Annotated in this window: 18 protein-coding genes and 1 tRNA gene; 6 read left to right on the plus strand and 13 right to left on the minus strand. The window is 53.8% G+C overall.

The window, feature by feature from the left end:
- Positions 1-2 precede the first annotated feature (2 nt).
- From gspE to Q1A48_RS07270, 5 genes are all read right to left on the minus strand, one after another.
- Positions 3-1,499 carry a type II secretion system ATPase GspE gene (gene gspE, locus Q1A48_RS07250; RefSeq protein WP_299942889.1) on the minus strand — a complete coding sequence of 499 codons (1,497 nt, stop codon included), beginning with the start codon at positions 1,497-1,499 and terminating at the stop codon, positions 3-5.
- Positions 1,496-3,505, minus strand: a complete 2,010-nt coding sequence (gene gspD, locus Q1A48_RS07255; protein ID WP_299942891.1) for a type II secretion system secretin GspD — start codon at positions 3,503-3,505, stop codon at positions 1,496-1,498. Before gspD ends, gspE begins: the two co-directional genes overlap by 4 nt.
- A gap of 55 nt (positions 3,506-3,560) precedes the next feature.
- On the minus strand, positions 3,561-4,250 hold the full coding sequence (locus Q1A48_RS07260; RefSeq protein WP_299942893.1) for a type II secretion system protein N: 690 nt from the start codon (positions 4,248-4,250) through the stop codon (positions 3,561-3,563).
- A 209-nt stretch (positions 4,251-4,459) separates the two neighbouring features.
- Complete coding sequence (locus tag Q1A48_RS07265) at positions 4,460-5,389, minus strand: FAD-binding protein (RefSeq protein WP_299942895.1); 930 nt, start codon at positions 5,387-5,389, stop codon at positions 4,460-4,462.
- The gene (locus tag Q1A48_RS07270; RefSeq protein WP_299942897.1) at positions 5,389-6,138 is read right to left on the minus strand and encodes an electron transfer flavoprotein subunit beta/FixA family protein; all 750 of its coding nucleotides are present in this window, start codon (positions 6,136-6,138) and stop codon (positions 5,389-5,391) included. Before Q1A48_RS07270 ends, Q1A48_RS07265 begins: the two co-directional genes overlap by 1 nt.
- A 365-nt stretch (positions 6,139-6,503) precedes the next feature.
- On the opposite strand from Q1A48_RS07270, the gene Q1A48_RS07275 reads away from it, so the two are divergent.
- Complete coding sequence (locus Q1A48_RS07275; RefSeq protein ID WP_299942927.1) at positions 6,504-8,126, plus strand: electron transfer flavoprotein-ubiquinone oxidoreductase; 1,623 nt, start codon at positions 6,504-6,506, stop codon at positions 8,124-8,126.
- A 232-nt stretch (positions 8,127-8,358) separates the two neighbouring features.
- Here Q1A48_RS07275 and Q1A48_RS07280 read toward each other — a convergent pair whose 3' ends face one another.
- From Q1A48_RS07280 to Q1A48_RS07290, 3 genes are all read right to left on the minus strand, one after another.
- On the minus strand, positions 8,359-8,754 hold the full coding sequence (locus Q1A48_RS07280) for a hypothetical protein (protein ID WP_299942899.1): 396 nt from the start codon (positions 8,752-8,754) through the stop codon (positions 8,359-8,361).
- Between the two features lie 319 nt (positions 8,755-9,073).
- Complete coding sequence (locus Q1A48_RS07285) at positions 9,074-9,637, minus strand: DUF1285 domain-containing protein (protein ID WP_299942901.1); 564 nt, start codon at positions 9,635-9,637, stop codon at positions 9,074-9,076.
- Complete coding sequence (locus tag Q1A48_RS07290) at positions 9,630-10,307, minus strand: TetR/AcrR family transcriptional regulator (protein WP_299942903.1); 678 nt, start codon at positions 10,305-10,307, stop codon at positions 9,630-9,632. The genes Q1A48_RS07285 and Q1A48_RS07290 overlap by 8 nt, the downstream gene beginning before the upstream one ends.
- A 527-nt stretch (positions 10,308-10,834) precedes the next feature.
- Here Q1A48_RS07290 and Q1A48_RS07295 point away from each other — a divergent pair.
- Positions 10,835-11,683, plus strand: a complete 849-nt coding sequence (locus Q1A48_RS07295) for an acyl-CoA thioesterase II (protein WP_299942905.1) — start codon at positions 10,835-10,837, stop codon at positions 11,681-11,683.
- 315 nt (positions 11,684-11,998) lie between these two features.
- On the opposite strand, the gene guaA is transcribed toward Q1A48_RS07295, so the two are convergent.
- Together guaA and guaB are read right to left on the minus strand one after the other, a co-directional pair.
- The gene (gene guaA / locus Q1A48_RS07300; protein ID WP_299942907.1) at positions 11,999-13,576 is read right to left on the minus strand and encodes a glutamine-hydrolyzing GMP synthase; all 1,578 of its coding nucleotides are present in this window, start codon (positions 13,574-13,576) and stop codon (positions 11,999-12,001) included.
- A 106-nt stretch (positions 13,577-13,682) separates the two neighbouring features.
- The gene (gene guaB / locus Q1A48_RS07305) at positions 13,683-15,170 is read right to left on the minus strand and encodes an IMP dehydrogenase (RefSeq protein WP_299942909.1); all 1,488 of its coding nucleotides are present in this window, start codon (positions 15,168-15,170) and stop codon (positions 13,683-13,685) included.
- A gap of 171 nt (positions 15,171-15,341) precedes the next feature.
- Between guaB and xseA the strand changes: the two genes are divergently transcribed.
- Positions 15,342-16,694, plus strand: coding sequence for an exodeoxyribonuclease VII large subunit (gene xseA / locus Q1A48_RS07310; protein ID WP_299942911.1), 1,353 nt, complete (start codon positions 15,342-15,344; stop codon positions 16,692-16,694).
- A gap of 326 nt (positions 16,695-17,020) precedes the next feature.
- Here xseA and Q1A48_RS07315 read toward each other — a convergent pair whose 3' ends face one another.
- Positions 17,021-17,998, minus strand: coding sequence for an NAD(P)H-quinone oxidoreductase (locus Q1A48_RS07315; protein ID WP_299942913.1), 978 nt, complete (start codon positions 17,996-17,998; stop codon positions 17,021-17,023).
- Positions 17,999-18,638: 640 nt separating this feature from the next.
- Between Q1A48_RS07315 and Q1A48_RS07320 the strand changes: the two genes are divergently transcribed.
- Positions 18,639-18,715, plus strand: a tRNA-Arg gene (locus Q1A48_RS07320).
- Between the two features lie 121 nt (positions 18,716-18,836).
- Here the strand turns inward: Q1A48_RS07320 and Q1A48_RS07325 are convergent.
- On the minus strand, positions 18,837-19,385 hold the full coding sequence (locus tag Q1A48_RS07325; protein ID WP_299942915.1) for an HNH endonuclease family protein: 549 nt from the start codon (positions 19,383-19,385) through the stop codon (positions 18,837-18,839).
- A gap of 36 nt (positions 19,386-19,421) precedes the next feature.
- Here Q1A48_RS07325 and Q1A48_RS07330 point away from each other — a divergent pair, with 36 nt between their 5' ends.
- On the plus strand, positions 19,422-19,802 hold the full coding sequence (locus tag Q1A48_RS07330) for a VOC family protein (protein WP_299942917.1): 381 nt from the start codon (positions 19,422-19,424) through the stop codon (positions 19,800-19,802).
- A gap of 141 nt (positions 19,803-19,943) precedes the next feature.
- The gene (locus Q1A48_RS07335; RefSeq protein ID WP_299942919.1) at positions 19,944-20,405 is read left to right on the plus strand and encodes a YccF domain-containing protein; all 462 of its coding nucleotides are present in this window, start codon (positions 19,944-19,946) and stop codon (positions 20,403-20,405) included.
- 30 nt (positions 20,406-20,435) lie between these two features.
- Here the strand turns inward: Q1A48_RS07335 and Q1A48_RS07340 are convergent.
- A partial coding sequence (locus Q1A48_RS07340; RefSeq protein ID WP_299942921.1) for a hypothetical protein occupies positions 20,436-20,795 on the minus strand: 360 nt, incomplete at its 5' end.

Here is a 20,795-nt window from a genome sequence, read left to right on the forward strand (position 1 = left end):
AATCAGGACTCCTGGGTAACCCGCAGCACTTCCTCGAGGGAAGTCCTGCCCGCCAAAACCTTGGCAACACCATCATCGCGAATGCTCGGCGCCACTTTGCGCGCCTCCAGCACCAGCTTGTTTTCGGAAGCGCGGTCGTGGATCAACTGGCGCATGACTTCGTTGAGGGGCACCAGTTCGTAGATACCGATCCGCCCCACATAACCGCTGTGGCTGCAGTCTTCACAGCCGTTGGGACGGTAAATGATCGTTTCCGTTTCCGGGTCGACGCCGAGCACCTTGAGCTCGCTCTCATCGGCCCTATGGGGCTGCCTGCACTCCGGGCAAAGCACCCGCACGAGGCGCTGGGCAAGCACACCGATCAGGCTTGAGGACAACAGGAAAGGCTCGATACCCATATCCACCAGGCGGGTCACCGCGCCCAGGGCGGTATTGGTATGCAGTGTGGAGAGGACCAGGTGGCCGGTGAGGCTGGCCTGGATGGCAATCTGCATGGTTTCCAGGTCGCGAATCTCGCCGACCATCACCACATCCGGGTCCTGGCGCAGGATAGCGCGCAGGCCGCGGGCAAACGTCATATCGGCCTTGGTGTTAACCTGGGTCTGACCAATCCCCTCCAGGTTGTATTCCACCGGGTCCTCCACGGTGAGAATATTTTTTTCGCGACTGTTGATACTGCCAAGGCCCGTGTACAGGGTGGTGGTTTTTCCGGAACCCGTGGGGCCGGTCACCAGAATAATCCCGTGGGGATGGGCGAGCAGATCGGTCATGACGCGCAGATCCTCTGCCGCCATGCCCAGATTGGTCAAGTCCATCTTGCCCGCCTGCTTGTCGAGCAGACGCATCACCACCCGCTCCCCCGCGGAGGAGGGCATGGTGGAGACACGCACATCCACTTCGCGCCCTGCCATCAACAGGGAGATACGGCCGTCCTGGGGAATGCGTTTCTCGGCGATATCCAGTTTGGCCATCACCTTGATACGGGAGGCCAGCAGCGGTGCCAGTGCGCGCCGGGGCTGCAGGACTTCGCGCAGTACCCCATCGACCCTGAAGCGCACCACCAGGCGCTTTTCAAAGGTCTCGATATGGATATCGGAAGCGCCCTGTTTCAGCGACTCGGCAAAGATCGCATTGATCAGTTTGACGATGGGTGCATCGTCTTCCTGCTCCAGCAGGTCTTCGGTTTCCGGTAAGGCATCGGCCACCGCGGCCAGATCCAGGTCCTCACCGAGACCCTCGACCCCGGAGAGGTTGCCACCCTCACGGTTCTCGTAGAGGCGTTGCAGCGCCACCTGAAACACCTCGTCCGCAACCACCTGCAGACTGACAGGGCCGCCAAAAACGCGCTGAACCTCGGCAACTGCCGCAGGGTTCGCCGGCGCCACATATTGGCACAGAGCCCCCCCCTCCTGCTCCACCAGCAGCACCCGGTGGCGCTTGGCGAAGGCGTAGGGCAGGCGGCGAACGGATGGGGCATCCAGCGCTGTTTCGACCGTCATTTCCCTTCCTCAATCTCCAGCACCTCAACCGGTACCTCGTCCAGCAATTCCACAGCCCCGCCATCGATGGAACCATCCACGGGCGCGGGGCTTTCGTTGTAGGTACCCGTTGGGGGCATCAGGTCGGGCAGCGCATCGCCGCGGTGCCAGTCCCACAGCAGGCTGGTTCTGTCTTTAAGAAAAATCTGCTTCTGCTGTATATCCATATAGCGTTTGCGGGTTTCCTCGTAACCGGCTACCTGGGTACTGAGGATCTTGGGGCGCAGAAACACCATCAGATTGGTTTTGTCGACTCTTTTTATATTGTTGCGGAAAAGGCGGCCGATGCCGGGGATATCCCCCAGTAAAGGCACCTTCTGGACACCTTCGGTCACCTTGTCTTGAATCAGCCCCCCCAGGACCAGGATTGCACCGTCATCAATCAACACCTTGGTGCGGATTTCGCGCTTGCTGGTGATAATATCCGAAGCCCCTGTGTCAGCCTCAGCTTCTCTAGGCAGCACATCTTCCACCTTCTGTTCAATTTCCAGTGTCACAGAATTGTTGTTATTCACTCTCGGAGTGACTTTCAGGGTGGTACCCACGTCTTGACGCTGAATCGTGGTAAAGGGGTCATCATTACTGCCGGAGAGCAGTTGCTCCCCGGTAATAAAAGGCACATTCTGCCCAACAAGGATTTCCGCCTCCTCGTTGTCCAGTGCCATAATCGTCGGTGTGGACAGAATATTCGCATTGGCTTCCGTGGCCAGTGCGTTAATGGCCAAACGGATATCCGTGCCACTTAAATACCCCAGGTGCAAAGCATTTTCCCCGGTAAGACTGCTAAGTGGCAGCGAGAAAGGATTCGGGTTGCCTTCTGCATCTTGGCCTGCAGTGTTATTCCACCCCGCAACCACATTGTCACCGGCCCCAGCAATCCAGCTAATACCCAGTTCATTGTTGGTGCCCTCTCTCACTTCGACAATCAGTGCCTCGATCAATACCTGGGCACGGCGTACATCGAGCTTCGCAATCACCCCCTTCATGGTTTCCAGCAGCGCCGGTGGAGCGGTTACTACCAGGGCGTTGAGGGATTCATTCACCTGAATACCTACCTCAACATCGGCGGCCTGCTGGTCCTTCTCCGCATTCTGGATACTGCCGCTCATGCCTTCGAGAATCGGTTTCAGATCTGCGGCGTCGGCGTACTGCACATAGACCACAGCGGTATTGCCATCGCCATCCAGTGGCTGGTCCAAACGGCCGATAACGGTCTTGATCTGCTGGCGGGTTACCGGGTCCCCGGTCAGGAGAATACTGTTGGAACGCTCATCCACAGCGATTCGCAGCGGCTGAACTTCCCTGCCTGCCTGCTTGCCACCACCGGACTGCAGCAGATCATTCAGTACCTGTTTGACCTCTTTGGCGGAGGCAAACAACAACGGTACCACTTCAATATCGATGGCACCAGCGCGGTCCAACTGCCGCACCAGGCGCACAATCTGATCGATGTTCGCCGCACGGTCGGCAATGATCAGGGTATTGGTATCGGCATAGGCGGCCAAATGGCCGGTTTGCGGGATAAGCGGCCGCAGCATGGCGATTAACTGGGCCGCGGAAATATTTTCAACCCGCACGGTGCGTACAACCAGGGATTCAGCGGGCGCTAGGGTATTTTCGTCGGCCACAGGAATCGCCTGCTGCTTGGCGAGCGCATCGGGCACCACTTTCCAGGTGCCGCCCTGCCCTATCAGACTGAAACCATTCACCTGAAGCACCGACATAAACACATCGAAGGCCTCATCATGGGTCATGGGGTCACCGGCAACAACCGTCACCTTTCCCTTGACGTTGGGGTGAACAATAATATTTTTTCCGGTGAAGTCCGCCGCCCAGTTAATCAAGTCACGAATATCTGCGTTGTCGAGAGAGAGCGTCACCCTTTCGGGGCCCTGAGCCAGCGCTGCAATAGACACAAAAAAACTCAATCCGACCGCAATCAGCCATCGATACAACATTTTAATCATTATTTATGGGGCTCTCGTAAATGTAAAAAAACCAAAACGATCCAGTGGGGTGGGCTCATTGTGGCTGGAGCTGCGCGCGACGCTCGCGGGCCAGTTCGCGCAGTTTTTCCATCCGCTCCCGGATGTTCTGTTGGTTTTCCCCTCTTCTGACCGTGCTCCTGGCACTGGTTTGGCTGGCCCTGCGTGCCAGGTTGGAATAATTTCTCATGGGAACATCCGGGCGGCCATCCACTTCCGGATAGGTCAATTTTTCCATCCCGCCATTACGACGAAGAACGACGTGATCCACCTCAATAGAATACAGCTCTGCCCCACCCGGCAGGACATCCCCCACAAACAGGCGCTTTGCCGGTTTGCCCTTCTCGGCCACCAGAGCACTGGCCCTGTCCTTGTTGCTATTGTCCAGCACACCAGAAAGCACGATATTCAACTGGGTAGCCGGCAGGTTGGCGAGGTCAACTTCAGGAACAACCTCTTGTTTCTTGGCTTCAGCGAGACCGAAGAAAGGGGTATTCGGAATAGAAACCGACTGGGATACGCTCGCTTCGCGGTGTGTGCGTTCTGCCAGCAGGGACACTTGCGGTTTGGCGGGAATGAGCAGGGCACTATAAGCGAACAGATTGCCGGACAGCCACAAAAGACCGACAGCAGAGGCTGCCATGGTACCTCTGGACAACACCTTGTGCGGCCCGCCCTGGCGAACCCTGGTACCAATTGAGCTGACGGCTTGCGTTAACGGGGACATGGATATACCCACTTTTAAGTCCAATTTTTTGAGTTATTGGTTTTTGGCGTCTATTTTCTTGCTTCAGCCCGGGAAAGGCAACGCCCTCACCCAATTAAACGCGGAAACCACCCCCATTTCGCCCTTAATAGCACGTCAGTTCCACCTGAAAATAGAAAAGGCGGCTCACGGCCGCCTTTTCCAATACTGGAGAGTATAGTAAATAAGGATTACAGCTTTGCTTCAAGCTCGGGAACCGCCTCAAACAAATCCGCCACCAGGCCGTAGTCCGCAACAGAGAATATGGGTGCATCCCCATCCTTGTTGATGGCCACAATCACCTTGGAGTCCTTCATACCCGCCAAATGTTGGATGGCGCCGGAAATACCGACGGCAATGTACAGGTCGGGAGCGACGATCTTGCCAGTTTGACCCACCTGCATATCGTTGGGCACAAAACCGGCATCTACTGCAGCGCGGGAGGCACCAACCGCTCCGCCGAGTTTGTCGGCCAGCTTGTTCAACATCTCGAAGTTGTCGCCATTTTGCATTCCACGCCCACCAGAGATGACCACGCGGGCCGCGGTAAGTTCCGGACGGTCGGATTTGGCGAGTTCTTCGCCGACGAAAGAAGAAACACCCGCGTCATCAGCACTGTCCATTGACTCAATGGTAGCGCTACCTCCCTCAGCGGCCACGGCGTCGAAGGCAGTGGCACGGACTGAGATCACCTTGATGGTATCGTTGCTCTGTACAGTTGCGACAACATTGCCGGCGTAAATCGGGCGCTTGAAGGTATCGGCGCTCTCTACGGTAATAATGTCGGAAATCGGCTGTACATCCAGTAACGCGGCGGCCCGTGGCAGCATGTTTTTGCCTGTGGTGGTGGCCGGCGCCAGGATATGACTGAAGTCTCTGCCCAGGTCGGCAACCAGTCTGGCTGTATTTTCAGCCAGCTGATGTGCGTAAGCGGCATTATCCGCCAGCAATACCTTGGAAACACCATCTACTTTCGCGGCGGCCTCTGCAACGGCGGCACAGTCAGCGCCGGCAATCAATACCGCAATATCACCACCGATGGCCTTGGCCGCAGCAACGGTATTGAGTGTTGCCCCCTTAAGCTCGGCATTATCGTGTTCTGCAATAACCAGTATGCTCATCAGATTACCTTCGCCTCATTCTTAAGTTTCTCTACCAACTCCGCCACGTCGGCCACTTTCACTCCGGCCTGACGCTCTGCCGGCGGCTCAACGTTCAGGGTTTTAGTGCGCGGAGCAATATCCACACCCAGTGTGTCCGGGGTGGTGATATCGAGAGGCTTTTTCTTGGCCTTCATGATATTGGGCAGGGACGCGTAGCGCGGTTCATTCAGGCGCAGATCGGTGGTTACAATGGCTGGCAATTTTAACTCGACAGTCTGCAGGCCGCCGTCGACCTCACGGGTAACCCGGACGGCATCCCCTTCCACAACCACCTCAGAAGCGAAAGTGCCCTGCCCCATACCGGTCAATGCGCCCAGCATCTGCCCAGTCTGGTTGTTGTCTCCATCGATAGACTGTTTGCCCAGAATCACCATTTGCGGCTCTTCCTTTTCAACAATTGCCTTCAGGCACTTGGCCACGGCCAGCGGTTGAAGCTCGGCATCGGTTTCCACCAGGATGCCGCGGTCGGCCCCCAGCGCCAGCGCGGTGCGGATTTGCTCCTGGCACGACTTGGGACCCATGGAAACGGCAACTATCTCGCTGACAACACCTTTTTCCTTCAGGCGCACCGCCTCTTCCACTGCAATTTCGCAGAAGGGGTTGATAGACATTTTGACATTGGCGATATCAACGTCAGAGCCATCCGCCTTGGGGCGAACTTTGACGTTGTAGTCGACAACGCGCTTCACAGCTACAAGAACTTTCATGGAAATCCTGTCTCAAATATGCGTTTTAACAGCCGCGACTGACGATTCACATCGCGAACGGATATGGCGTTCTAGTCAAACAAGTGTTTGAACGGCGTGTATGGTGGCGGTTCTATAGCGTAAAATCAATAGCCAAATAGAGGTCGCGCCTGCCATTCATGAAATCTATTTCCCGGAATAAAAACCGTCGACCCCTCTCCCCAACCCCTTGAAATACAGCGTATTTGCCATAGCAAATGAATAGTCAGGCAATTGGTAGGGATCATTAAACGCCTATATAATCCGCCATCAATAGCAGCGACAAGGCCAAGTGGCCGCAAAAGTGGAATACAACCGCCGAGGAGAGTGCCGTGGAACGGGAATCAATGGAATACGATGTAGTGATCGTGGGTGCCGGTCCCGCCGGACTGGCATCGGCCTGCCGACTCCGCCAGCTCAACGAGGATATCTCCGTATGTGTGGTGGAAAAGGGTTCCGAGGTCGGCGCCCATATTCTTTCAGGAGCGGTCTTTGAGCCAACCGCATTGAATGAACTTTTCCCCGACTGGAAAGCGCGCGGGGCCCCCCTCAATACCGGGGTCACAGGCGACGATATCTACGTACTGCGCAATGGCGAAAAATCCATCAAAGTTCCCAACCTATTTGTGCCCAGCACCATGCACAACGCCGGCAACTACATTATCAGCCTGGGCAACCTGTGCCGTTGGCTGGCTGAGCAGGCGGAAAACCTGGGGGTGGAAATTTTCCCCGGTTTTGCCGCTGCTGAAATCCTCTACAGTGCGGAGGGTGCCGTAAAAGGGATTGCCACCGGTGATATGGGGGTTGGCATCAATGGCCAGCACAAAGATGCCTATATGCCGGGTATGGAACTGCACGCCAAGTACACCCTCTTCGCCGAGGGTTGCCGCGGCCACCTAGGCAAGCAACTGATTGAGCGCTTTAAGCTGGACGCTGGCGCCGACCCGCAACACTACGGCATTGGCATCAAGGAAATCTGGAAGGTACCCACAGACAGGCACCAGCAGGGCCTGGTAATGCACAGTGCCGGCTGGCCCCTGGACCAGAGCGGCACGCACGGTGGTGGCTTCCTCTATCACCTGGAGGATAACCAGGTTGTGGTCGGTCTGATTACCGACCTGGCCTACAGCAACCCGCATGTTGATCCATACGAGGAATTTCAGCGCTACAAACACCACCCGGTGATCAGGCAGTATCTGGATGGCGGCCAGCGCATGGCCTACGGTGCACGCGCCATTATCAAAGGTGGCCTGCAGTCCCTGCCCAAAATGACCTTCCCCGGCGGCCTGCTGATCGGCGACAACGCCGGCACCCTGAACTTCGCCAAAATCAAGGGCAATCATACGGCGATGAAATCCGGCATGATCGCCGCTGAAAGTGTGGTGGAAGCCATTGCCGCTGAGCGTCACAATGCAGAACTGACCGACTACAGCACCAAATACCGTGACAGCTGGGCCTGCAAGGAACTGCACATGCAGCGCAACTTCGGCCCGGCCCAGCACAAGTGGGGTAATATCCTCGGCTCCGCTTATGCATTTGTGGATATTAACCTCTTCAGGGGTAAACTGCCCTGGACCCTGCGCGACGCCAAAGCCGACCACGCCCAGTTAAAGCCTGCGGCGGACTGTAAAAAGATCGACTACCCGAAACCTGATGGCATACTCAGCTTCGACAAGCTGTCTTCCGTGTTTATCTCAAACACCAACCACGAGGAAGACCAGCCCTGCCACCTGATTTTGAAAGATGCCGAGATTCCGCTCAACCACAACCTGCCGATCTACGACGAGCCGGCACAACGCTACTGCCCTGCCGGTGTGTATGAAGTGGTTGAGGATGCCAGCGGTAAACGTTTCCAGATCAACGCGCAGAACTGTGTACACTGTAAGACTTGTGATATTAAAGATCCCACCCAGAATATTGTCTGGGTAGCACCGGAAGGCGGCGGTGGCCCCAATTATCCAAATATGTAATCTATAGGGTTCCTATAAAATGGCGCAAATAATAGTGCGCCATTTTTTATTTGGGATTCGCAATCACAAAGACATAAACAGCCGAACAACCCACTGCAAGACAATCAAATTTATCGTTTTTGACAATAATTCACTTAACAAATTTGATCTTTGGCAAGGTAGAAAAAACGCTAAAAAGTTTGGCCCTATCCCAGTTTAGCAAAGACCGATAAGCAAAAAGTCAGATAAATCATTAGAATTTGTACTCTGCACTTAGTGCAAAAGTTTGCCCAGATTCTCGCTCAAATACGGTCACCCCCTCCCGCTCAATCTTTACCGAGTGGCCAAGCAGGTTTTGCATTTTTAGCTTAATTGTCACTTCCTCAGTGGGATACCAGAAATAAGTCATATCCAAAGAGTGAAAAGGCTGCTCGAAAGCATCGGGAGAACCAAGCCGACCCGCAAGATATAAGCGCTCGCCAAACACGTTATAACTCATAGCTGCAGAATGATTACCATCTGCAGAATCATATCCTACCAGCATATTAACAACGTAATCTGATGCACCAGCCATAGAGCGAACATCGTTCGCAGGTGCATTCGCTTCACTACCTGCTGATTGCCCGTAAATTACGTTTGATTTACTCACCTAGGTGATATAAACGCGGAAGAGTGTAGAAACGCCATGTTGCGGATTTGTTAAATTTTTATATTTTTAGTAATTCTTCCAACAAAGAATGCAAATTTTCATTTTTTGAATCTTTTATTGCAGTGAAATTTCACCAAGATTTCAAATGAATGAATGACAACGGAATGCTGCCTATCCAGCCTGTCGTAAACACAAAATTTAAATGAAAAGTGGAAAAATCAGGTTGAGAATTTTTTATGAAGCCATTAAGAAGTGGAGAATTAATGAAGAAGCCCAGAGCCAACGAAGTGCTGGCCTTAAATTAATGGATTATATAGCATCAATTATAAGACCCGAGTAGATAGTCCTTACCAGCACTTCGAACAAACAGTTTTCCCGTACCTTCGAAGTCATTTTTATCCTCTTCAGACCAATCAATTAACTGGTAGAAGACATCACGGGAAACCCTCGCTTGAAGACCGCCGCGAACTTCCAGATAGGGGATTAGTCGCGAAGGGGTACCGAACTGCTGCAGACGCCAATGACAACCCTCATTCAGCGCAATAACATCACCCACATTGGTGGTAAACAACAACATCTGCGCATCGCCATTCGGATTGCGTGCCACCTGTGTCGCCACAAAAGGCACATCTTCTACTTGAATACGCAACTTCTCCACTGGAGTTACCAGGAAGTACTCCCCCTTTTCCCGCTTCAGAATCCCTGCAAACAGCTTGACCAGCGATTGCCGGCGGATCTCGCTGCCCTCATGTATCCATCGGCCATCGCGCTTGATGATCATATCCATATCGCCGCAGAAATCCGGATTCCACTTTTCAACCGGAGGGTATCCTTGAAACGTTTTCTGCAACGCCTGCAACTGCTGGAAAAGTGGTTCAGCCAAAGGAGGGGCCCGCAATATCACCAGAGTGGCTGGTTTCCTGGGGCTTGCGGGAAGAGATATCACCGATATGGACGCCCACACCCATGATGAACTCCATCAGGCCCTCCCGATCCTCAATCACATCGGCGAACGATTTGGAATGGTAAAGCTCCACAGCCCCCTGTACCAAAGCCCAGTAGGTGGAATAGTAATAGTAAGCTGGCACCCTCTTGATCATGCCCTGCTCCATCCTGCGCTCAAATACCCGGTTCAGTGCAGAGGCAATGGCATTGCGGATTGTGTGTAGCTCGGCGATCATCTCGGGGGCCTGGTTCAGGGCGATGATCTTCTCTTCCAGGCGCTGAAAGAGCCGGTCCTTGCCGGGATCGGCCATACGGGACTCAAAGTAGGCCCGGGCTGGTGCGGTAATATCTCCCTGCTCAGCATTACCCACAGCTACCTTGAGGCGCTCAGCGAGAGACCGCTCATAATCCATCAACAAGCGCATATAAATTTCCGTCTTTGAAACAAAGTGCTTGTAGATAGTGCCTTTGCCGATATCCACACGGTCGGCAATCTGCTCAACAGTGACCTTTTCTTCACCGTGCTCCAGCAGAAGCTCCAGAGCTGCATCCAGGATGCGCTGCTCTCGTGCGCGAAACCTCTGAACCTTCTCTTTTGCCTTATCCATATTTCCAACCTTTTCTGCCCGTAATATTGGGAACTGAAATTGACTATTTGTTCATGAATAATAGGCAATTCGGGTCGCTTGGAAAAGCAAATCGGGAAATTAGTCTAGTTAATACGAGGAAAGATAGGTCATTGTGTCTAAAATTTGACCAATTCGTTCAAAAAAGTCGTAGCCCACCCCCCGACTCCCCTTTAAGGAGGCAAAAGCACACTTGGCACTCGCTGGTTTCGCAGTGCGGCGGCTGCGGTAGCGACTGATGATCCATTAGGTATGCAGCCGGACAAAACGATGACCATGGATGTTTTTTGCGTCATCGGCTGCTATTATTATAGCCGCGCTGAGTAACCTCTAAACGCCCTCCCGGCTATCCCTATTATTAACCAGTCAGCCAGCCCACTGGCAGATGAATACGACACGGGCGCCAGAGATACAAGTAACCCCGGGCGGTTACGCCATTTCTGCAAGGCGACAGCCACGCAGATCATAAAGGGCCCGTTTGATATCCCGGTTAACAGGTAACCTCGTCTATGTCTGAAACGCTGAACAAACTACTCGATGTCGAAGAGCTGGATCGCAACCTCTTTCGCAGCCGCCACCATGTGGAAAACTATCGAAAAATACTGTTCGGCGGGCAAGTGCTGGGTCAGGCCCTGACCGCCGCCAGCCGTACAGTAGAAAACCGCCTATCTCACTCCCTGCACGCTTACTTTTTACGCCCAGGCTCAAGTGAATTGCCTGTTATCTATGAGGTTGATCCCATCCGTGATGGTGGCAGCTTCACCACCAGGCGGGTTGTTGCCAAGCAACGGGGGCGGGCCATCTTTAACATGTCCGCTTCGTTTCAAATCAAAGAGGCAGGCTTCGATCATCAGACGGAGATGCCCTGCGGAGAGATTCCGGCGCCAGAGAGCCTGAAGAATACCCAGCAACTGGCGCTGGAAGCGGGCCTTGTAAGCCCGCAGTACGATCAGCGACGCTATATGATCGACTTTCGCCCCGTTGACCCCCACAACTACTTTGCTGCCGAAATCCACGAGCCCAAGTGCATGTTCTGGCTGCGCGCAGAGGGTGGGATGTCCGACGACCCCATGGAGCACCGCGCCGCCCTCTGCTATGCATCGGACATGGGCCTGCTGGGCACCGCCTTACAGCCCCACCATACCTCTCTATTCGACCCCCACCTGATGCCCGCCAGCATCGACCACGCCATGTGGTTCCACCGGGATTTCCGTTTCGATCAATGGCTACTGTATGTAACCGACAGCCCTTCGGCCAGCGGCGCCCGGGGTTACACCCGCGGCCAGATCTTCACCCGCGATGGCCTCCTTGTAGCCTCCACCGCCCAAGAGGGGCTCATCCGGAAAATTAAACACTGAGGTCCTGTATAAATCCCCAGGAGTTAGCCCGACAAACCGATTTCTTTGAACTGTAAATCTGTGAACCTAGTGCAGCATCAAATCCGCACTTACAATTGTACGGGAAGTGAAGGTTATCAGAAGCCAACCCTTTTCTTGCGGAAGTGTTCGACCATTTCTTTAAAGGAGGCTTTCGCCTTGCCACGGATTGAGACAAATCTGGATCGGGCTTCTGCTAAAGCCTTTTGCTTTTTAATGTAAAAAAAACCGTTGATAGTTGATTGAGATTCAACAAGTCATCACTTTCTACTTAAAATTCAATTGGTTATATACGACTTACTCCCACTCGATCGTCGCCGGAGGCTTGCTGGATACGTCGTATACCACGCGGGAGATTTGCGCTATCTCATTGATAATGCGATTGGAGACTTTCTCGATCAGTTGGTAGGGCAGATGCGCCCAGCGCGCCGTCATAAAATCTACGGTTTCCACTGCCCGTAGAGCCACCACATATTCGTAACGGCGACCATCGCCCACCACACCGACAGACTTCACTGGTAGGAACACGGCAAAGGCCTGGCTGGTTCTGTGATACCAATCGGCCTTGTGCAGCTCTTCGATAAAAATTGCATCTGCCTCACGCAAAATATCCGCATATGCGCTCTTCACTTCCCCAAGGATACGCACACCCAGACCCGGGCCCGGAAAGGGGTGGCGGTATACCATATCGTAAGGCAGCCCCAGCTCCAGCCCGATCTTGCGCACTTCATCCTTAAAAAGCTCCCGCAGCGGCTCCACCAGCGCAAACTGCATGTCGTCCGGCAGGCCGCCCACATTGTGATGGGACTTGATAACGTGTGCCTTGCCCGTCTTTGCGGCAGCCGACTCAATAACATCGGGGTAGATGGTGCCCTGGGCCAGGAATTTTACATTCTGCAGTTTGGAGGCTTCCTGATCGAACACCTCAATAAAGGTATTGCCAATAATCTTGCGCTTCGACTCAGGCCCATCCACACCCACCAGGCGAGAGAGAAAGTGGTCTTCAGCGTCTGCCCGAATCACTCGTACCCCCATGTTCTCGGCAAACATCTGCATTACCTGATCGCCTTCGTTTTTGCGCAACAGGCCGTTGTCCACAAATACACAGGCCAACTGGTCCCCGATCGCTCTGTGTAGAAGCGCTGCCACCACGGAGCTGTCGACACCGCCGGACAGGCCCAGCAGTACCTTGCCCGCGCCCACCTGTTCACGCACTCTGGCGACAGCGTCTTCAATAATGTTCGCAGGCGTCCACAGCTTTTCACAACCACAAATATCAATCACAAAGTGTTCGTAGATGCGCGCACCCTGCAGAGTGTGCGTTACTTCCGGGTGAAACTGTACGCCGAAGAAGTTCTTCTCGGCGTTGTACATACCCGCAATGGGGCAGGAATCCGTAGAAGCCATCCGTTTGAAGCCCCCCGGCATCTGCACCACTTTATCGCCGTGGCTCATCCAAACATCCAGCAATGCATCGCCATCATCGCTGAGGTGGTCCTTGATATCGCGCAGCAAACTTGAAGTGCCCTCAACCTTTATTTGGGCATATCCAAATTCGCGCACATGGCTACCTTGCACCGCACCGCCGAGCTGGTGCGCCATGGTCTGCATGCCGTAGCAAATGCCCAGTACTGGCACTCCCAGGTTGAAAACCATATCCGGCGCGCGAGGTGAATCCGGTTCGGGTACAGACTCGGGACCACCAGCCAGGATGATGCCTTTGGGGTTGTACTCGCGAATCTCCTCCCCACTCATATCAAAAGCGCGGATTTCGGAAAAAACACCCAGCTCGCGTATGCGGCGGGCAATCAACTGAGTGTATTGGGACCCGAAGTCCAGAATCAGAATTCGACTGGAGTGGATATCTTGGCTCATGATTGACTCGATACAATGATGAAGTAGCGGCAAACAGACCATAAGGTCTGTTTGCCGCTTATTTTTGAGGTTGTGGTTACCGTCTGGGGGCAGCTTCTATTGGTGCCTACCGTCCACTCACCGGGTAATTGGGCGCTTCCTTTGTGATCTGCACATCATGCACATGGGATTCACCCATGCCTGCAGTGGTCACCCGGACAAATTCTGGGCGGGTACGCATGGTTTCAATATCCACACTGCCGGTATAGCCCATGGCCGAGCGCAGCCCGCCCATCATCTGATGCACGATGACAGACAGCGGTCCCTTGTAGGGAACACGCCCTTCGATACCTTCGGGCACCAGTTTTTCCGCGCCTTTACTGGCGTCCTGAAAATAGCGGTCAGATGAGCCCTGGGTACGCGCCATGGCTCCGAGAGAACCCATGCCCCGGTAGGATTTGTAGGTGCGCCCCTGGTACAGTTCCACTTCACCGGGCGCCTCTTCCGTACCGGCAAACATGGAGCCCATCATGACCGAGGAAGCACCGGCAACAATGGCCTTGGAAATATCACCAGAGTAGCGAATACCCCCATCGGCAATCATCGGGACTCCGGCATCTTCCAGCGCCCTGGCAACCTCCGCAATCGCAGTCACCTGGGGCACCCCAATTCCGGTCACGATACGGGTGGTACAGATGGAACCCGGACCAATGCCCACCTTCACCGCATCGGCACCGGCCTCAACCAAGGCCCGCGCGGCTTCACCGGTAGCAATATTGCCTCCAATCACATCCACCTGGGGGTGCATCCCCTTGATCCGGCGCACCCGGTCGATCACGTTGCGAGAGTGGCCGTGGGCGGTATCCACCACCAATACATCCACGCCGGCCTCCACCAATGCTACTACGCGGTCATCGGTGTCCGGGCTTGTGCCCACTGAGGCGCCTACGCGCAAGCGGCCATCGGAATCCTTGCAGGAATTAGGGTACTGCTCCGCCTTGTTAAAGTCCTTAACCGTAATCAGGCCGCGCAGCTCGAAGTTATCGTTCACCACCAGGACTTTTTCGATGCGATGCTGGTGGAGCAGTTCACGCACCTGGTCGGGAGATGCGCCCTCCTGGGCAGTTACCAAACGTGTCTTCGGGGTCATAATACTGGCCACACTGACATCCAGGTCGGTAAGAAAACGCACATCACGGCTGGTAACAATACCCACCAGATCGCCTTTATCCATCACCGGAACACCGGAAATATTGTGGTGCGCAGTGAGTGCTATCAGCTCGCGCACAGTGGCATCAGATTCAATGGTAATGGGGTCCTTGACCACACCGGCTTCGAATTTCTTCACCGCGCGCACCTCAAGAGCCTGCTTCTCGATGGACATGCTTTTGTGAATAATGCCGATACCCCCCTCCTGGGCCAGGGCAATGGCCAGCCGCGCCTCCGTTACCGTATCCATAGCGGCGGATACGATGGGAATATTCAGGGAAATGTTGCGGGATAGTTTGGTTTTGAGACTGACATCCTTGGCGGTTACCTCGGAATAACCGGGCACAAGTAGAACATCGTCGAAAGTGAGGGCTTCGCGCGCGATGCGCAGATTGGATTCAGACATTGACACTCAAACCTCGAAATAGGCGGGATTGGGTATCGGCGCGATTATACCTCCAAGTGCCTAAGACGCAAACGACAATTTGCTGAAAAGCGAAATTATCGAGCAAGGGGCTTTACCTCTCGCGACGTTACTGCAATATTGCTGCGCCAGCCTTTCTCGTGAGTGCATCCGATGCAGCCGCTCTCCCCAACCCCAGGTGCCAAGCGCAGTGTCCTGTCAGTCAGCGAACTGAACCGGGAGGTAAAGCACTTGCTGGAGAACAGCGTACCCCTGTTGTGGGTCAGTGGGGAAATATCCAACTTTGCCAAGCCCAGTTCCGGCCACTGGTATTTCAGTCTCAAAGACGCCCGCACACAGGTGCGCTGCGCCATGTTTCGCAACCGCAATTGCAGCGTTGCCTTCCAACCGCAAAACGGTCGCGAAGTACTGATCCGCGCAAGAGTGAGCCTTTACGAGGGGCGCGGGGAGTTTCAGCTGATTGTGGAGCATATGGAAGAGGCCGGCTTCGGTATACTGATGCACCAGTTGGAGCAGCTCAAAACCAAACTTCAGGCAGAGGGGCTGTTCGACAGCGCGCGCAAGCGCCCGCTGCCCTACCTGCCTCTCAATATTGGCATTATCACCTCTCCCATCGGCGCAGCCATCCACGACATAGTCCATGTCCTACACCGGCGCCACCCGGCCGCAGAAATAGGATTATGGCCAGTGGCGGTACAGGGCCAGGGAGCAGCGCAGCAGATCGCTGACGCGATTGAAAAGGCCGGGCGCAGTCAACGCCACGATCTCCTGATCGTGGGCCGCGGCGGTGGCTCTCTCGAGGACCTATGGCCGTTTAACGAGGAGATTGTGGCCAGAGCACTGGCCGCCTGCCCGATTCCCACCATTTCCGCCGTAGGGCATGAAACCGATAACACCGTTACAGATCTTGTCGCTGACTTGCGCGCCCCTACGCCCTCGGCTGCAGCGGAAATTGCCAGTGCCAATATCGGCGAATTATACCAGCGGCTGGAAAGTGACAAGCACCGCTTGTTCCGGGCCCTGCAGCACCAGTTGCGCCACCTGCAGCAGCAGGTAATGCTGAAGCGCAACCGCTTGCGCCACCCCAGAGAGCAATTGCTGAACCGCGCCCAACGCCTGGACCATCTCGAGATACGGTTGCTCGCAGTGGGGCAACAGCAGGTCCAGCAGTGCCACACCCGACTCACTACTGCCCGGCGGGCATTAGCCCATTGTCATCCCCAGCACCATATTCACGAGAAACAGAAGCAGGTTGAGCAGGCCCAACGCAGTCTCCAGCGTGCAACCAAACAACAGCTCCAGCGCAGCCGCGATACCTTCAGCCATATTACACAACTGCTCAATAACGTGAGCCCCCTGGCAGTTTTGCAACGGGGTTACGCCATTGTCATGGACCTGGAAGGTGAGGCCCTGAAAGATAGCCGCACCCTGGCTCCCAAGCAAACAGTCAAGGTCAAGCTGGCCCGTGGGCACTTTAGCGCACAGGTAGAAGCCATCGAAGGCTGAATCCACCCCAGACATTGTGGAGTTTGCCTGTGGCTGCTTAACCGTTGGGTTTCGTTATTCCCTTCAATATTGCCACCTGCTGTTGCATGAGCGGCTGCCTAACAACCGACATATTGATGGGGAGAGAGCCTCTCGGGCGTCTGTAGTAGCGGCGCCCCTGGCAAAGCCTCGACAGGACCCTCAGCTGCGATATTACTGTACTGCCGTTATTAAAAACTGAAAAAACTTGCGACTCTGCCTCAGTCAGACAGATGCATTGCCCTATTGCGCGGGCTTCGAAAGGCTCTCACTGTAGATACCGCTTTCACGGCTAATTCAAAACAGAATTACAGAGTGAGCACGATTTTCCCAATGACTTTACCGGCTTCCAGCAGTCGGTGCGCCTCTGCCACCTGTTCCAGCGGAAACTGCGCTGCTATCTGCGGGCGGACTTTGCCGGTCGCAATCAGCGGCCAGACCCGAGCCTCAAGTGCGTGCGCGATATACGCTTTAACCTGTGCCGTGCGGTGTCTCAGGGTTGAGCCAGTCAAGATCAGACGCTTGAGCATCACCGGCAGCATGTTTACCTGTACCTTAGCGCCCCGCTGGTAGGCGATATTGACGATCCGGCCATCGTAAGCTGCCACACTAATATTGCGGTCAATATAGTCGCCTCCCACCATATCCAGGATGACATCGGCACCGTGATCTCCGGTGGTTTCTCGCACAACCTGCACAAAGTCCTCCGCCCGGTAATTGACCGCCCTTTCTGCACCGAGTGTTTCACAGGCTGTACACTTTTCTTCAGAGCCTGCAGTGGCAAAAACCCGTGCTCCCATGTGATATGCCAGTTGGATTGCCGTGGTGCCAATACCGGAGGAACCGCCATGTATCAACAGCGTTTCTCCACTTTGCAGTTTGGCCCGGTCAAACACATTGGTCCAAACCGTAAAGAAATTCTCAGGCAGAGCCGCCGCCTCAACCTCAGAGAACCCGGCCGGAATTGGCAGGCACTGGCCTTCAGCAACAGCGGCATATTCTGCGTAACCACCTCCGTTTGTCAGCGCACATACCCTGTCGCCTATCCGCCAGCGCCGCACCGCCTCACCCACAGCAACTACTGTGCCGGCCACTTCAAGTCCGAGAATTGGCGAGGCGCCCGGAGGGGCCGGATAGTGCCCCTTACGCTGAATGATATCCGGGCGGTTGACTCCGGCCGCTGCCACTTCAATCAACACCTCGTCTGCCGCAACCTCCGGTTTGGCCAATTCCACCAGCTGCATCACTGCCGGATCACCATACCCCGACAACTCAATCACACGCATCGTCCGCTCCTATAAGTATTCACCTGGCATGAAAGTCCGACATTCTCTCAGGACAGCCATCAGTTTGGTCAATATGGCACAGCAACCATAGGCGCACATTATTCATTGGCAACCAACTAAATTTGCCGGACGAATCATATTCCTACCCAACTACCGGAACATGGCTTCAGGCTCATAGTATTTCAGCCACTGGCACCGCTATTGCGCCCGCTCAAAGCACCCGGCTGCGCAAGAATCCTTTAATCCGGGCCCCTTCTGCCCTAACCGTGCTTACGCCATCGCCAGCTACCTACCGTATCGTCTTGAGCCGCCGGGGGAGTAAACCTGAATCAGCCGGAGGCTTGCGCGGTGTGATTAAAGGCCAAATAGCCCACCTCGTGGAATTGACAGACTTGGCGCCCCGCATAGTAAGATCAGGCCCGTAAGCAAAGGGAAGTTGACATAGCGCCAAGATCCCAAGCCGGCGGAGACAATTATTTTTAGATTAGGGCTTGCAAACTTCTGTCCAGCGCGGCAGAATTCGCGCCCTGTCGGTCTGCAAGGAAGTTTGGGAATCTTTCTAACTTGCGGATTTTTAAGGATTTTCTTTAAAAATCACTTGACTGGCAAAGTCCGATTCTCTATAGTCGGAAAACATAGCGCGCTCGTAGCTCAGCTGGATAGAGTACCTGGCTACGAACCAGGCGGTCGGAGGTTCGAATCCTCCCGAGCGCGCCATATAGATCAAGGGCTTACGTCAATCGGCGTAAGCCCTTTTTCATTGTGGTGCAAATTGTGGTGCAAAATAAAGGAAGAAATCACTCAAAATCTGGACATTCATCCAGTACCAATTGTTAACCTATTTCTCTTCCAAATACACCATAACCTGAGCTGATTCCTTTTCAGTTAAAGTCAACCCATACCTCTCAACAATTGCCATAAACCGCTGAACATAGATAGCCTGTACTGGCTCATAAGGTGGCATCCACTTATCAGGGCCTTTGTCCCCTTTACTCTGATTTCGTCCATCATCAACAAGCCAGAGGTTTTCAGGGTCTTCTGCAAACTGCCGCTTCAGCTCTACAGTCCAGTCGGCGCCACCGTGCCCATGCGCCCATGAAAGAGGGACGATATGTTCAACATCCAGGTCAGACGCCAGGGTGAAGAATTGGCCGGTGTAGGGATCTAGCCACAGGCCAGTATTAACTGTGCAGCTCTTGGCGTTAGTGAAGGTCACCGGGGCCAGGCTGAACTGGATCAGCAGCTCGTGACGGGTGCTCTGGCAGTCACCATCAGAGTCAGACCAGCGGGGGAGCCACTCGTGGCGGTCGTAATCTTGGGTTTCTGCTTCAACTTCCAAGCAGCCAACAAGTAGCATGGATAACAAAATAGGTATAATCAGGCGCATGACAATCTATCTCACTTTTGTTTGAAGGAGGAAGATGTGAACCTCAATCAAGTCACTTTACCAGTGAATGATATGGAATCGGCTTCAGAATTCTATCGAAATCTGGGATTCACTCAAATTGTAGATACACCACACTACGCTAGATTCGAATGTCCTGAAGGTGATTCAACCTTCTCTTTATCACTTATGGCTGAGAGTTTTTCGAATGGTGCAGTAATTTACTTCGAACATCGAGAACTCGATGAATGGATTTCTGATTTGAAAGCAAAAGGTATAGAGTTCGAACAAGGATTAACTGACGAACCCTATCTATGGCGTGAAGCTATATTAAGAGACCCCTCTGGCAACAAGATCAAACTCTATTGGGCAGGAGAAAACCGCAAAACTCCACCTTGGCGCATCGAAAAACGTGCTTAATAGCGTCAAACCCTAAAAAGGGACTCTCCTCTTGAACCTGTAAAACGGTGAAAGTTGGGGAGGTTTTGAGGTGGTGATTGGAAAATTATTCCCCAAGTGACACTCGGGAACAAAATAAAACTGATTGAAAGAAGGTAAATAATGAGATTAATTGGAAATTTTTTATGGTTTATCCTTGGCGGATTTGTCATGGGCCTTGCATGGTGGGTTGTTGGAATCATCGCGTTTATTACGATTATAGGAATACCATGGGGAAAGGCCTGCTTCGTATTTGGTATGTTCTCTTTTTTCCCTTTTGGAAGTGAGGCAATAAGTAGAAAAGAGCTTACAGGAGAAGACGATATTGGTACTGGGCCTTTAGGCATTTTTGGCAATATCGTCTGGTTTGTTTTCGCGGGAGTATGGCTTGCTATAGGTCATTTGATATCTGCTCTGTTGAATTTTATTACAATTATAGGAATACCATTTGGTATCCAACATTTAAAACTCGCAGGATTCGCGCTTGCTCCAATTGGAAAAACGGTTGTCTCTAAAGAAGTCGCCCAAGCAGCGAGAGTCGCGAATGCAGAATCCACGATCAAGAATATTAGAAAAGACACATGATTGAGGAAAGGGGGGGCTAGCTCCCCCCCATTACTCCCCAATCACCACCCGCAGATTCACCGTGCGCTGGATGCACTCCATACGCCAAGCGCCTTTATTGACCTCTTCGTTCTCCGTGCCCTCAGCCACAGCGGAGGCCTGCAGGGTTTCCACCTTGCCCGGTGTTTGCCAGGGCGTGCCGGCAGCATTGTTGCGCACCTGGTTATCCGTGGTAACAAAGGCACCGATCATCTTGTAGGCGAACTGGTCGGGACTGCCGTCCTGGTCCAGATCAATGGGGTTGCGTACCTGTGCGATGCGCACAATATCACCAACATAGATGCCGCTGGTCAGTTCGTAAAAGTGTTCGCCTTCTCCGGCATTGCTGATGCCAGTGGCTTGAATGTATTC

The organism is uncultured Microbulbifer sp. (assembly GCF_947489355.1).
Classification (GTDB): Bacteria; Pseudomonadota; Gammaproteobacteria; order Pseudomonadales; family Cellvibrionaceae; genus Microbulbifer.

Coding starts and splice junctions, on each gene's coding strand:
- gspE (WP_299942889.1), bottom strand. CDS start 1,499: ATGACGGTCGAAACAGCGCTGGATGCCCCATCCGTTCGCCGCCTGCCC.
- gspD (WP_299942891.1), bottom strand. CDS start 3,505: ATGATTAAAATGTTGTATCGATGGCTGATTGCGGTCGGATTGAGTTTT.
- Q1A48_RS07260 (WP_299942893.1), bottom strand. CDS start 4,250: ATGTCCCCGTTAACGCAAGCCGTCAGCTCAATTGGTACCAGGGTTCGC.
- Q1A48_RS07265 (WP_299942895.1), bottom strand. CDS start 5,389: ATGAGCATACTGGTTATTGCAGAACACGATAATGCCGAGCTTAAGGGG.
- Q1A48_RS07270 (WP_299942897.1), bottom strand. CDS start 6,138: ATGAAAGTTCTTGTAGCTGTGAAGCGCGTTGTCGACTACAACGTCAAA.
- Q1A48_RS07275 (WP_299942927.1), top strand. CDS start 6,504: ATGGAATACGATGTAGTGATCGTGGGTGCCGGTCCCGCCGGACTGGCA.
- Q1A48_RS07290 (WP_299942903.1), bottom strand. CDS start 10,307: ATGGATAAGGCAAAAGAGAAGGTTCAGAGGTTTCGCGCACGAGAGCAG.
- Q1A48_RS07295 (WP_299942905.1), top strand. CDS start 10,835: ATGTCTGAAACGCTGAACAAACTACTCGATGTCGAAGAGCTGGATCGC.
- guaA (WP_299942907.1), bottom strand. CDS start 13,576: ATGAGCCAAGATATCCACTCCAGTCGAATTCTGATTCTGGACTTCGGG.
- guaB (WP_299942909.1), bottom strand. CDS start 15,170: ATGTCTGAATCCAATCTGCGCATCGCGCGCGAAGCCCTCACTTTCGAC.
- xseA (WP_299942911.1), top strand. CDS start 15,342: ATGCAGCCGCTCTCCCCAACCCCAGGTGCCAAGCGCAGTGTCCTGTCA.
- Q1A48_RS07315 (WP_299942913.1), bottom strand. CDS start 17,998: ATGCGTGTGATTGAGTTGTCGGGGTATGGTGATCCGGCAGTGATGCAG.
- Q1A48_RS07325 (WP_299942915.1), bottom strand. CDS start 19,385: ATGCGCCTGATTATACCTATTTTGTTATCCATGCTACTTGTTGGCTGC.
- Q1A48_RS07335 (WP_299942919.1), top strand. CDS start 19,944: ATGAGATTAATTGGAAATTTTTTATGGTTTATCCTTGGCGGATTTGTC.